Annotated in this window: 12 protein-coding genes; 5 read left to right on the plus strand and 7 right to left on the minus strand. The window is 70.5% G+C overall.

Annotation, left to right across the window (positions count from 1 at the left end; genetic code table 11):
* The first annotated feature begins 21 nt into the window (after positions 1 to 21).
* The gene (locus ACWDN5_RS20665) at positions 22 to 228 is read left to right on the plus strand and encodes an antitoxin (RefSeq protein ID WP_310968070.1); all 207 of its coding nucleotides are present in this window, start codon (positions 22 to 24) and stop codon (positions 226 to 228) included.
* Here ACWDN5_RS20665 and ACWDN5_RS20670 read toward each other — a convergent pair whose 3' ends face one another.
* The 3 genes from ACWDN5_RS20670 to ACWDN5_RS20680 form a co-directional block, all read right to left on the minus strand.
* Complete coding sequence (locus ACWDN5_RS20670) at positions 229 to 1,182, minus strand: prephenate dehydrogenase (protein WP_310968498.1); 954 nt, start codon at positions 1,180 to 1,182, stop codon at positions 229 to 231.
* A gap of 112 nt (positions 1,183 to 1,294) precedes the next feature.
* Complete coding sequence (locus ACWDN5_RS20675) at positions 1,295 to 3,307, minus strand: FAD-dependent oxidoreductase (RefSeq protein ID WP_449677425.1); 2,013 nt, start codon at positions 3,305 to 3,307, stop codon at positions 1,295 to 1,297.
* Positions 3,304 to 3,849 carry a PadR family transcriptional regulator gene (locus ACWDN5_RS20680; protein ID WP_449677426.1) on the minus strand — a complete coding sequence of 182 codons (546 nt, stop codon included), beginning with the start codon at positions 3,847 to 3,849 and terminating at the stop codon, positions 3,304 to 3,306. Before ACWDN5_RS20680 ends, ACWDN5_RS20675 begins: the two co-directional genes overlap by 4 nt.
* A 112-nt stretch (positions 3,850 to 3,961) precedes the next feature.
* On the opposite strand from ACWDN5_RS20680, the gene ACWDN5_RS20685 reads away from it, so the two are divergent.
* Complete coding sequence (locus tag ACWDN5_RS20685; RefSeq protein WP_449677427.1) at positions 3,962 to 4,891, plus strand: patatin-like phospholipase family protein; 930 nt, start codon at positions 3,962 to 3,964, stop codon at positions 4,889 to 4,891.
* On the opposite strand, the gene ACWDN5_RS20690 is transcribed toward ACWDN5_RS20685, so the two are convergent.
* A complete protein-coding gene (locus tag ACWDN5_RS20690; RefSeq protein WP_310968066.1) occupies positions 4,888 to 5,730 on the minus strand; it encodes an SAM-dependent methyltransferase in 843 nt (280 codons plus the stop codon). The two genes, ACWDN5_RS20685 and ACWDN5_RS20690, sit on opposite strands and share 4 nt — an antisense overlap.
* The gene (locus ACWDN5_RS20695; protein ID WP_449677428.1) at positions 5,727 to 6,176 is read right to left on the minus strand and encodes a MarR family winged helix-turn-helix transcriptional regulator; all 450 of its coding nucleotides are present in this window, start codon (positions 6,174 to 6,176) and stop codon (positions 5,727 to 5,729) included. Before ACWDN5_RS20695 ends, ACWDN5_RS20690 begins: the two co-directional genes overlap by 4 nt.
* Before the next feature lie 153 nt (positions 6,177 to 6,329).
* Between ACWDN5_RS20695 and ACWDN5_RS20700 the strand changes: the two genes are divergently transcribed.
* Together ACWDN5_RS20700 and ACWDN5_RS20705 are read left to right on the plus strand one after the other, a co-directional pair.
* Positions 6,330 to 7,292, plus strand: a complete 963-nt coding sequence (locus tag ACWDN5_RS20700; RefSeq protein ID WP_310968064.1) for an alpha/beta hydrolase — start codon at positions 6,330 to 6,332, stop codon at positions 7,290 to 7,292.
* Between the two features lie 147 nt (positions 7,293 to 7,439).
* A complete protein-coding gene (locus ACWDN5_RS20705; protein ID WP_310968063.1) occupies positions 7,440 to 8,648 on the plus strand; it encodes an alpha/beta hydrolase in 1,209 nt (402 codons plus the stop codon).
* Positions 8,649 to 8,655: 7 nt separating this feature from the next.
* Here the strand turns inward: ACWDN5_RS20705 and ACWDN5_RS20710 are convergent, their stop codons facing one another.
* Positions 8,656 to 9,537: a serine hydrolase gene (locus ACWDN5_RS20710; protein ID WP_449677429.1), complete on the minus strand. Its 882-nt coding sequence runs from the start codon at positions 9,535 to 9,537 to the stop codon at positions 8,656 to 8,658.
* Positions 9,538 to 9,727: 190 nt separating this feature from the next.
* On the opposite strand from ACWDN5_RS20710, the gene ACWDN5_RS20715 reads away from it, so the two are divergent.
* Entirely contained in the window at positions 9,728 to 10,345 is a 618-nt protein-coding gene (locus ACWDN5_RS20715; RefSeq protein ID WP_310968061.1) for a DUF4383 domain-containing protein, read from the plus strand.
* A gap of 21 nt (positions 10,346 to 10,366) precedes the next feature.
* Here ACWDN5_RS20715 and ACWDN5_RS20720 read toward each other — a convergent pair whose 3' ends face one another.
* Positions 10,367 to 11,371: an SCO0930 family lipoprotein gene (locus ACWDN5_RS20720; RefSeq protein WP_449677430.1), complete on the minus strand. Its 1,005-nt coding sequence runs from the start codon at positions 11,369 to 11,371 to the stop codon at positions 10,367 to 10,369.
* Positions 11,372 to 11,718 lie beyond the last annotated feature (347 nt).

Below are 11,718 nucleotides of genomic sequence, written 5' to 3' on the forward strand. Positions count from 1 at the left end.
TTCGTGCGGTTCAATGCACCCATGGGAATCGACTTCGAAGCGTTGAAGGGCAAGGCCGAAGAGGCCCTGCGCGAGCACAACGACAAGATCGAGGAGGGCCTCGACAAGGCCGCCGGCTTCGCGAAGTCGAAGTTCGGCCACGACAGCCAGATCGACACCGGTGTCGAGAAGGCGAAGGACTTCCTCAACAAGTTCGACGACACGCCGGACACCCCGCCGGCGCAGTAGCTACTGGACTTCGCCGGTCGCGATCCCGTCCGAGAGGCCGGTGATCCGGCCGCCGCGTTCCCCGAGGGCGATCAGGCCTTGCCGCGCGTCCGGCGCGGCCAGGCTGATCCGGACCCCGGCCCGTTCGACGTCCAGGCTGGCGGCCAGCGCTTGCGCGCCTTCGTACCCCGCGTTGATCGTGGCCGCGAGCCCGCCGGTCGACGCGAGCGAGCCGCGGGCGGCGCCGAGCCGGCCGAGCGCTTCGTCGACGATCGGCAGCAGCGCGTCCCGGTTGCCTTCGGTCATCGCGCGGACGAGCTGCGGGTTCGACCCGGCGACGCGCGTGCCGTCGCGGTAGGACCCGGCGGCGAGCGACATCGCCAGCGGGCCGCCCTCGGCGCCGATGGTGGCCAGGATGGCCGCCAGCAGGTGCGGCAGGTGCGAAATCCGGGCGACGGCCTCGTCGTGCGACTCCGCCGGCAGCGGGACGACGTGCGCCCCGACGTCCAGCACGAGCTTCGCCACCTCGGCCCAGGCTTCGAGGTCGGTGTCCTCTTCGACGGCGACCACCCACGCGGCGCCCTGGAACAGCGCGGCGTCCCCGGCCAGCCAGCCGGAGTTCGACGTCCCGGCCATCGGGTGCCCGCCGACGTACCGCGTGTAGGGCACGCGACGGCGGACCGCGTCCAGGACCGGCGCTTTCACGCTGGTCACGTCGGTGAGCAGGCAGTGCGACGCGTGCTGGTTGACCAGCCGCAGCAGGTCTTCGACGGCCGGCAGCGGCACGGCGAGCACGACCATCGCGTCCTCGGCCGCGGCCCGGTGCAGGGCCGCTTCGACGTCGGTCGTGACGTCGAAGCCCGCTCTGCTCGCCGCATCGGCGTCCACTTCGGAAACCGCGGCACCCCACGCCGTGCGGCCGCTGGCGGCCGCCGCGCGCAACAGTGATCCGCCGATCAGCCCGAGCCCGATCACGCATACGTCTCGCACGGGCCCCATCCTGCCAGTAACAACCGGGGCTCCGCCCCGAGCCGGGGGCTCCGCCACCCGGACCCCCGAAAAGAAGGTGTGCCGGACGCTCTGCGGGCTACAGCGCGGCGGCGAGCCGTGTCCCCTGGTCGATCGCGCGTTTCGCGTCGAGTTCCGCGGCGACGTCGGCCCCGCCGATGAGGTGCACCGGCAGCCCGGCCGCCCGCAGTTCGTCGGCGAGGTCGCGCACCGGCTCCTGGCCAGCGCAGACGACCACCGTGTCGACGTCGAGCACTCGCGGCTCGCCGTCGACGGTGATGTGCAGGCCGTCGTCGTCGATGCGGTCGTAGGTGACGCCAGGGAGCTGCTCGACGCGCTTGGCCTTGAGCGCTGCCCGGTGAACCCAGCCGGACGTCTTGCCGAGCCCCGCACCGATGCCGGACTTCTTGCGCTGCAACAGGAACACCTGCCGCGGCGACGGCTCGGGCTTCGGCGTGCCGAGGCCGCCCGCCGCCTGTTCCGGGTCGGTGACCCCCCATTCGGCCATCCAGGCGGCCCGATCCAGCGCCGGCGACGCCGTGTGCGTGAGGAACTCGCTGACGTCGACGCCGATGCCGCCGGCCCCGATCACCGCGACCCGCGCGCCGACCGGCTTGCCGTGCTTGACGACGTCGACGTAGGACAGCACCTTCGGGTGGTCGATCCCGGGCAGCGACGGCACCCGCGGCGCGACCCCGGTGGCCAGCACGACCTCGTCGAAGCCGGTGAGGTCGCTCGCTTTCGCGCGGGTGCCGAGGTGCAGCTTCACCCCGGTCACCTCCAGGCGCCGCTGGTAGTAGCGGATGGTCTCGGCGAACTCCTCCTTGCCGGGGATCTTCCGGGCGATGCCGAACTGGCCGCCGATTTCGTCGTCGGCTTCGAAGAGTTCGACGCGGTGCCCGCGTTCGGCCAGCGCGGTCGCGGCCGAGAGGCCCGCCGGGCCCGCACCCACGACCGCGACGTGCTTCGACCGCCGCGTCGGCGACAGCGTCAACGTCGTCTCGTGGCCCGCGCGCGGATTCACCATGCAGGACACCAGCTTGCGTTTGAAAGCGTGGTCGAGGCAGGCCTGGTTGCACGCGATGCAGGTGTTGATCTCGTCCTCGCGGCCGCTCTCGGCCTTCCGGAGCCACTCGGGATCGGCGAGGAACGGCCGGGCCATCGACACGAGGTCGGCGTCGCCGCTGCTCAGCGCTTCCTCGGCGACCTGCGGCATGTTGATCCGGTTCGAGGTGACGACCGGGATGCCGACGTGCGGCTTGAGCTTCCCGGTCACCCAGGTGAAGGCGGCGCGCGGCACCGACGTCACGATCGTCGGCACCCGGGCTTCGTGCCAGCCGATGCCGGTGTTGATGATCGTCGCGCCGGCCGCCTCGACGTCCTGAGCGAGCGCGACGACGTCCTCCCAGCGCTGGCCGCCCGGCACGAGGTCGAGCATCGAAAGCCGGTAGACGATGATGAAGTCGTCGCCGGCCTTTTCCCTGGTGCGCTTGACGATCTCGACGGCGAACCGGCGGCGCTTCTCGGGCGTGCCGCCCCAGGCGTCGGTGCGTTTGTTGGTGCGCTCGGCCAGGAACTGGTTGATCAGGTAGCCCTCGGAGCCCATGATCTCGACGCCGTCGTAGCCCGCTTCGCGCGCGAGAGCGGCGCAGTCGGCGAAGGCTTCGATCTGTTTGCGGACGCCGTGTTTCGTGAGGGCGCGCGGCCGGAACGGGTTGATCGGCGCCTTGATGCTCGACGCCGACACGCTCAGCGGGTGGTAGGCGTACCGGCCCGCGTGCAGGATCTGCAGCGCGATCTTGCCGCCGGCCTCGTGCACCGGCGCGGTGAGCCGCCGGTGCTGCCGCGCCTCGGCGGACGTCGTCAGCTTGGACGCGAGCGGCAGCAGCCAGCCGGTGCGGTTCGGCGCGAACCCGCCGGTGACGATCAGGCCGACGCCGCCGCGGGCGCGTTCGGCGTAGTACTCGGCCAGCGCGGGGAAGTGCGAAGCCTTGTCCTCGAGGCCGGTGTGCATCGACCCCATCAGGACGCGGTTGCGCAGCGTCGTGAAGCCGAGGTCCAACGGCGACAGCAGGTTCGGGTACGGGCTCATCGGGCGTCCTTGGGGTGGTGGAGGGCGTCGAGTACTTCGTCGAACCACTCGACCTGGCCCTCTTCGACGCGGATGCCGCCGCGCAGGACCAGGTACTGGTGCAGGTGCCGGCCGGTCAGCGCGGCCGGCGCGGGGAAGTCGCGCTTCTCGATCTGGCGGTAGACGTCGAGGCGTTCGGCGTGCTTCGCGCGGTGGCGGACGATCTCCTCGGCCACCTTCGCCGGATCGCCGAAGGTCGCGCCGCGGATCTTCACGGCCAGCTCGACCGGCCCCGCGGCCGGATCGGGCTCGGCCAGCCAGCGGACGAGCTCGGCGCGCCCGCCGTCGCTGACCGTGTAGACCTTCTTGTCCGGCCGCCCCGACTGCGCGACGACGTCGACGGCCACCCAGCCGGCCTCTTCCATCCGCTTCAGCACGCGGTAGATCTGCTGGTGGGTGGCGCTCCAGAAGAGCCCGATCGACTTCTCGAAGCGGCGCGTGAGCTCGTAGCCCGAACCGGCGCGCTCGGACAGCGAGACGAGGATCGCGTGCTCCAGTGCCATGGTTGGAGGGTGCTATGCAACGAGTTGCAGTGCAACGAGGCGCGCATCACTTCACCCCCCTGGGTGGGATAAAACGGGTCGACTAATGCCCGCAAAAGACCACGATGGAAGGGTGCACCCGGTACTCGAACTGATCTCCGAACGGATGGCGGCGGGCAGTGTCCCGGGCGAGCGCACCGACGGCCGGCGTCTCGCGCTCGCCATCGAGGGCGGCAGCAGCCGCGGCACCTACTCCAGCGGCATGGTCCTGGCCTTGGACGAACTCGGCGTGACCCCCGCGTTCGACGCCGTCTACGGCTCGTCGGCCGGCGCGCTGAACGGCGCCTGGCTGCTCTGCGGCCGCTCCTCGACCGGCGTCCGGACCTGGTGGAACCCGGTCGTCATGCGCCGGATCATCAACCCGCTGCACACCCTGCGCGGCCGCGCGGTGATCGACCTCGAATACCTCGTCCACCAGGTCTATTCGGTGCTGGAACCGATGGACTTCCCGGCCATCCTGGCCAACCCGGTCACCTTCCACCCGCTGGCCACCGACGCCGACACGGGGGAGTCGACCGACCTGCACCCCTTCCTCGACGACGTCGACGCGATCAAGATCGCGCTCGCCGCGTCGTCGTGCATGCCGGTGCTGGCCGGGCCGCCGATCCCCCTATCCGGCCGCCGGTTCGTCGACGCCGGCGTGGCGGAGCCGATCCCGTACCGCACCGCATTGCTGCAGAACGCCACGGACGTCCTCGTGCTGCGCACCCGCCGCGCCGACGAACTGCCGGTCCGGCCACCGCGGATGCACGACGTCGTCGTCCCGCGATTCCTGCGCCGCCAAGCCCCCGGCGCCGTCCCGGCCTGGCAGGACACCTACCGGCGAGACGTCGAAGACGAGGAAACCCTGGCGTCGGACCCGCGAATCCTCAGCATCCGGCCGCCGGTGGGTGCGCCGGACGTGGCGGTGCTGGAACGCGACCCGGAAGTGCTGCGCAAAGCCGTCGAACTCGGCAAAAGCGCCGTCCTCGACGTGCTCGAAGAGGTGCGCGAAGCCTCTTAGGGCTTGCGCGCGACGCCGCCGATCACCCGCGACTCGGACGGCGAACCGGCGAACACGGTGTGCTCGTCGGGGTGCCACGCCGGCGCGTAGACGAGCCCCGGTTCGAGCATCGGCCAGCCGCCGAAGAAGCGTTCGAACTCGGCCATCGTCCGCAGGAAACCCGGGTTGGTCGTGGTCTCGTAGTACTCGAGCAGGTCGAGCAGGGCCTGCCGCTCGTCCTCGTTCACCGGGTTCTCGTTGGTCATCTGCGACAGCACCAGCAGCGAACCGGGGGCGAGCCGAGAGCGGTAGAACTCCAGCAGCTGGTCCGGGTTCTGCTCGTCCTTGATGAAGTGCATGACCGCGTTGATCACCAGGGCGACCGGCTGCCGCGGGTCGATGATCTCCGAGGCCTTCACCCGCTCCCAGAGGTCGTCCGGCTGCAGGAAGTCCGCGGCGATGGCGTGGTGGCGCTCGGGGTCGGCGGTGTCGGCGAGCAGCAGCGTCGAGTGGGCCAGCGCGATGGGCTCGTTGTCGATGTAGAGCACCCGCGTGTCCAGCTCGGGACGGGCGTCGTCGGCGACTTCGTGCACGTTGCCCGCTGTCGGCAGCCCGGAGCCGACGTCGACGAACTGCCGGATGCCTTCGCGGACGCACTGGCGGACCGCGCGGCCGAGGAACTGCCGGCTCGTCAGGCAGTACTCGCCCATGAGCGGCAGCCGGGCGCGGACCTTCTCGGCGAAGTCGCGATCGATCGCGTAGTGCGTGTTCCCGCCGATGAAGTAGTCGTAGATCCGCGCGGCCGACGGCCGGTCGAGACTGCTTTCGACGGCCTTCAGCGCGTCGTCGTGGTTGATCATGCCGGTGCCAGAGCCTCCCGATAGGCGTTCACCGACTCTGTCAGGCGGTCCAGCTCGGCCCGCATCCGGGCCACCCCGGCGTCGTCCAGGTTCATCGCCGTGCCGATCACGTCGGGAATGCCCTGCGCCTTGTCGCGCAACGCCTTTCCGGCGTCGCTCAGGCTGACGCGGACCGAGCGCTCATCGTCGGCCTGCCGGTTCCGGACCACCAGGCCCGTCGTCTGCAACCGCTTGAGCAAGGGGGACAGCGTGCCCGAGTCGAGGTTCAGCTCCGCGCCGAGCTCCTTGACCAGCCGGTGGTCCCGCTCCCAGAGCGCCAGCATGACCAGGTACTGGGGGTAGGTCAGATCGAGGTCCTCCAGGACGACCCGGTACAGCGACGTCACCGCGCGCGACGCCGCGTACAGCCCGAAGCAGAGCTGGTCGTCCAGCCGCAGCGATGCCATGGCGTCCTCCTCTCTCGTAACTCTCCATGCTCCACGACTTCGCGGAGACCGGCAACTTAAGTGCGCTGCATCTCATTGGACCCCAATTAGTTGTGCACAACTGAGTTGCGAGCTACCTTCGTGACATCAGCTTCCACCCCCGAGGAGGACGACATGACCGCCAACCCGCACAACCTGGCCCTCGAACCGGCCGCGCAGGCGTTCGCGGAGGCCACCGACCAGCCGCCGTACCTGTTCCAGCTGCCGCCGGAGGAGGGGCGCAAGGCCGTCGACGGCGTCCAGGACGGCGAGGTCGCCATGCCCGCCGCCGAGATCGAGGTGCTGGCCGTCCCGGGCGGCCCGAACGGCGACGTCGAGACGCGGATCGTCCGCCCGGCCGGCGTTTCCGGTCCCCTCCCGGTGATCGTCTACATCCACGGCGCCGGCTGGGTGTTCGGCGACTTCCACACCCACGAGCGGCTGGTCCGCGAACTGGCGGCCGGGGTCGGCGCCGCCGTCGTCTTCCCCGAGTACAGCCGGTCGCCCGAGGCGCGCTACCCGGTCGCCATCGAGGAGAACTACGCCGTGGCGAAGTGGGTCGCCCAGCACGGCGCCGAGAAGGGCCTCGACACCTCGCGCATCGCGATCGCCGGCGACTCCGTGGGCGGGAACATGACCGCGGCGCTGACGCTGCTGGCCAAGCAGCGCGGCGACGTCACCTTCAAGCAGCAGGTGCTCTTCTACCCGGTCACCGACGCTTCCTTCGACACCGAGTCGTACCACCGGTTCGCCGAGGGCTACTTCCTCGGCCGCGAAGGCATGAAGTGGTTCTGGGACCAGTACACGACGGACCCCGCCCAGCGCGCGGAGATCACGGCGTCGCCGCTGCGCGCGTCGCTCGACGAGCTCGCCGGGCTGCCGCCGGCCCTGGTGATCACCGGCGAAGCCGACGTGCTTCGCGACGAAGGTGAGGCGTACGCGGCGAAGCTGCGTCAGGCCGGTGTCCCGGTCACCGCCGTCCGGTACCAGGGGATCATCCACGACTTCGTCATGGTGAACGCACTGCGCGAGACGCACGCCGCCGAGGCCGCGATCACCCAGGCCGTCACGGTGCTGACGCGCGCTTTGGCGAAGTAGTTGAGAAAACGCTGAGAGCGCCGCACGTTGCGGGCCTATGAGCCAACTCACAGGTCCGCAACGTGCAAGCCGGGTCAAACGTGATATATACGCGAGTCCCGGGGGGTCCGGGTGCGCATCCGCTGCCCGCCCGGAAGGACCGTCCCCATGCACCTCAGCAGCATCCGGCTCGATTCGCCGATCACGATGGTCATCGTGGTCGTCGTGACGCTGCTGGCGATCATCGCGATCCCGTTGTTCTGGGAGCGGTGGAAGCGCAAGCTGCTGTGGCGCACCGTCACCATCCTCTGCGCGGTCGTCTCGATCGTCGTCACCACCGGCCTGGCCGGCAACCTGATCGGCGGGTTCTTCCCGACGCTCGGTTCGCTGCTCGGCACCGGTGTCTACGCGGCCGACAGCATCGACGCCGAGACGAGCGCGAACGGGGAGAACCTCGACCTCGTCCGGGACGTCGGTGCGGCGCACGCCAAGGACGGCAAGGGAACCGTCGTCCACATGAAGGTGACCGGCCGGCGCACCAAGCTCACCCGGGACGTGACCGTGTACCTGCCGCCGCAGTACTTCGACCCGGCCTACAAGAGCCTCAAGTTCCCGGCCGTCGAGTGGATCCCGAACTACCCGTCCGGGCCCGAGGTCGTCACCGACGGGTACAAGCTCCCGGAACAGCTCGACGCGGCGATCGCCAGGCGCGCGTTGCCCCCGGTCGTGGTGATCATGCCGGACCCGACGGGCGTCCCGAAGATCGGCCACGACACCGAGTGCGTCGACGAGGTCAACGGCACCGCGAACGACACGTACCTGACGGCGGACCTGCGGGAGTGGGCCCTGCACAAGCTGGGCGTCGCGGCGGACCGGAAGGCCTGGACCTTCGCCGGTTGGTCGTCCGGCGGCTACTGCGCGATGAACCTGGTGACCCGTCACCCGCAGTGGTACGGCCAGGCGGTGAGCGTCAGCGGCTACGACCGCGCGCAGATGGACGCCGAGACGGAGAACCTCTACAAGGGCCGCCAGGACGTCGACGACGCCAACAACGTCGGCATCACGGTCCGCCTCCACCCGTCCCCGGTGGACATCCTGGCCATCTGGGGCGAGAAGGAGAAGTTCGAGGGCGCGGCGGCCGGGCTGATCCAGGCCGGCGTCCGCCCGCCGGTCCGCTTCCAGTCGTGGCAGGTGCCGGACGCGGGCCACAACATGAACACCTTCAAGTCCCAGATCCCGGACATCCTCACCTGGATCGGCGCCCACACGACCCCGCCCGCCCCGGCCGGCCGGCCGGTCCAGACCCTCGGCGGGGTGCAGCCGTGGCCGCTGCCGCGCTCCGGCGCGCCCGGCGCCCTGGCGGACGTCGAGCAGTGAGCCGGGCTCAGCCCAGCAGCGTCGAGACGACCTCCGTGACCCGCTTCGACGCGGTCGCGTAGTCGACCTTGGCGGGGTGTTCGGTCAGCACCACGACGATGTAGCGGTTGTCCTTGCCGACCACGCCGGACGTGTGCAGCATCCGCGTCGGCCGGCAGCACGACCAGCCCTGCTTCACCGCCCACGGTTGTCCATCGGCGGCGTCGGGGATGCCGAAGTACTGCCGGAAGCCGTCGGACCCGCGCTCGGTCGCGTCGCGCAGCGCGTTCAGGATTGTGGCCTGCTTCTTGGTCAGCAGGTACTGGTAGACCTTCACGATGTCGGCCGCGGTGATCCGCGTGTCGCCCCACCGGCCGGGGTCGGCGGGCGGCCGGGTACCGGTGAGGCCGAGCTTCGTGACCCAGCGCGTGACGATCGACGGCCCGCCGTAGGCCGCCCAGAACCGGCTCGCGAGGTCGTCGTCGCTGCGGGACAGCATCCGCTGGACGTCCGCCGCGGGGCCGCCCTGGTCGAGCACGGAAAGCGCGATCAGCAGCTTCACGATCGACGCGGAGGTGTACCCGCGGTTCGCCTGCACGGAGACGGTCGCGCCGCCGGACTCCCGATCGAAGACGACGGCGCTGACCTCGCCGTCGCGCACGATCCCGGCCAGCGCACCGGCGTCCACCTTGGCCGGCGGCGCCTTGGGCTCGGTCTTGGGCGCCGGCGTGGCGGACGGCTCGCTCTTGGGCGCGGCCGCCGGAGTCGGCGTCGCGGACGTCGTCGCCGCGATCTCGGTGACCGCGAGCGGCTGGGGCGCCGCGGCGGTGCTGTGGCCCGCCGTCACCACCACCGCGCCGATCGCCCCCAGGCACAGCCCCACCAGGAAGATGCCGCTCAGCTTGCGCATGACCTGGATTGCCGGGAAGGCCGCGCGCTGTTCGCCCGAACGGGGTGCTTTGTGGGATAGCTCTCGAAGGGGGCCCGAATCGGGAACGCGGGAGGGCCCTGCGGGCAAGCGCCATCGTTTCACCCACCGTGGTCGCGGGGTACTCCAGCGCGGTGACGGTCGTCACCACCCGCTGGGAAGGACTGGAGTCATGGTTCACGCGAAAGGCGCACGCATCCGGGTCCGAGGCCTGCAGCCGGCGCAGGTGCTGGCCGGACTGGCCGGGATCGCGTTCCTCGTCGTCGGCATCATCGGACTGTCAAGGACCGGCTTCGGCAATTTCGCCGGCCACCACGACGCCGGGTTCTGGCGGTTCTCCGCCAACCCGCTGATGAGCTTGGTCCGCGTCGTGACCGGCGTCGTCGGCCTGCTGCTCGCGTTCGGCTCGGGCCGCGCGCGGGCGTTCGGCTGGCTGCTGTTCATCGGCTACGGCCTGCTGTTCGTGTGGGGCCTGATGATCGACGGCCTCATTTCGAGCAACCCGTTCGCCAACGCCGGCAACCCGATGGACCTCGAGCCCGCCGACACGTGGCTGCACCTCGGTGTCGCCGCGCTCGGCCTGCTGATCGCGGTCCTGCCGGCCCGCCGCACCATCCTGCTGCCCGAGGACGAGACGGCCGACGAGCCGGTCGTCGCCGAGCAGCGCACCGAGGTCATCGACCGTGTTCCCGAAGAAGAACCGCGCCGCCGGTCGTTCCTGCGTCGTGACCACAAGGGGCGAGGCCCGGAGGTCACTCACGAAGAGCGTCCGCCGGGCCTCGCCCACTAAGAGGTTCGGGATGGTTCGGGTTCAGTAGGTGGTGCCACCCGAACCGGAATCGTTGGTCGTGGCGCCGCTGCCGGCCGGAGCCTGCTGCTGGCCGGCAGCGGTGTTCGGGTTGCTGCCGAGCTTGCAGCCGGCGGGCTCGATGACGAACCAGGTGCCGTTGACGCCCTGACCGTTCGCATCGCCCGGCTTGGTGTCCTTCGAGAAGGTGTAGACGGGCCAGCCGCCGATGGTCACCTGCTCGCTGCCGTCCTGACGCTTGATGCTGCCGAGCAGCTTCGAGTCGATGCCCTGCAGTTCCACCTTGCCCTTGGAGAGCACCGGCGGCCAGGTCTTGGCGCAGTCACCGTTGCAGGCGGAGGCCTTCTTCTTGGTGTCCTTTTGGAACAGGTAGAGGGTCATCCCGTTCTGGTCGACGATCGCATCGCCGAGGCCGTCGATCTTGCTGGCGCTGAGCTTCACGGCACCGGCTTCGGACTCGCCGGCCGCGGCCTGCCCGGCCTTCCCGCCCTTGGCGTTCGCGGCGTACCAGGCGCCCCCGACCCCCTGGCCGGTCGCGTCACCCGGCTTGGTGTCCTTGGCGTAGCGGTAGAGCGCCCACCCGCCGACGGTGATCTGCTCGGTCCCGTCGGACCGGGTCACCTTCCCGACGTTGTTCTTGTCGACACCCTGAACTTCCACGTCCCCGGTGGCGAGCACGGGCGGCCAGGCCTTGGCGCAGTCACCGTCGCAGTTGGACTTCGGCGGCTTCGCGGTGTCTTTGTCGAACCGGTAGAGGGTCATGCCGTTCTGGTCGGTGAGCACCTGCCCCACATCGGCCACATCGGCGACGACCAGCTTGGTCTCGTTCGACGCCGGAGCGGCGTTGCCGACCTGGCCGTTGTTGTTGGCGGCCTGGCCGCCACCGGTGCCACCCGCCGCCGCAGGAGCGACAACCGGCTGGGCAGTCTCGGCACCCGAGCAAGCGGTGAGCACTGCCAGCCCGGCTGCCGCCGCGGCGACGGAGACGGCGATGCGCGTGCGAAGCATGGAAGTTCTCCTTGTGTCCGTTGGGGTTTCCCGGCCGCTCGGTGCGGCTGCCTGATACCCACTACACGGACCCCCGCCGAGGGCGGTTCAAAGAATTTTCCCAAGCCGGGTGACGGCCCGGGCCAGCCCCGACAGGGCAGCAGCGCGGCGGCCTCGCCTGCGGCGGGGGTGGGGGCCGGCCGGGCGGCGTGGTCGCCGGGCAGCCGAGCGACGGCCGCGGCGGGGGTGGCCGCGCAGTCGGCGACCTGGCGGGGGCGGCCCGGCGGCGGCCGACCAGCGGCGCTACCTGGCCGACCTCCTGCGCACCTGCGTCGGCAACCTGACTTGACGACAGCCGTATAGTCGGT

This window comes from Amycolatopsis sp. NPDC003731 (genome assembly GCF_053586895.1).

Bases quoted from the DNA above. Each gene is read 5' to 3' on its own strand.
- ACWDN5_RS20665 (WP_310968070.1), top strand. From the start codon at position 22: ATGGGAATCGACTTCGAAGCGTTGAAGGGCAAGGCCGAAGAGGCCCTG.
- ACWDN5_RS20675 (WP_449677425.1), bottom strand. From the start codon at position 3,307: ATGAGCCCGTACCCGAACCTGCTGTCGCCGTTGGACCTCGGCTTCACG.
- ACWDN5_RS20680 (WP_449677426.1), bottom strand. From the start codon at position 3,849: ATGGCACTGGAGCACGCGATCCTCGTCTCGCTGTCCGAGCGCGCCGGT.
- ACWDN5_RS20690 (WP_310968066.1), bottom strand. From the start codon at position 5,730: ATGATCAACCACGACGACGCGCTGAAGGCCGTCGAAAGCAGTCTCGAC.
- ACWDN5_RS20695 (WP_449677428.1), bottom strand. From the start codon at position 6,176: ATGGCATCGCTGCGGCTGGACGACCAGCTCTGCTTCGGGCTGTACGCG.
- ACWDN5_RS20700 (WP_310968064.1), top strand. From the start codon at position 6,330: ATGACCGCCAACCCGCACAACCTGGCCCTCGAACCGGCCGCGCAGGCG.
- ACWDN5_RS20705 (WP_310968063.1), top strand. From the start codon at position 7,440: ATGCACCTCAGCAGCATCCGGCTCGATTCGCCGATCACGATGGTCATC.
- ACWDN5_RS20710 (WP_449677429.1), bottom strand. From the start codon at position 9,537: ATGCGCAAGCTGAGCGGCATCTTCCTGGTGGGGCTGTGCCTGGGGGCG.
- ACWDN5_RS20715 (WP_310968061.1), top strand. From the start codon at position 9,728: ATGGTTCACGCGAAAGGCGCACGCATCCGGGTCCGAGGCCTGCAGCCG.
- ACWDN5_RS20720 (WP_449677430.1), bottom strand. From the start codon at position 11,371: ATGCTTCGCACGCGCATCGCCGTCTCCGTCGCCGCGGCGGCAGCCGGG.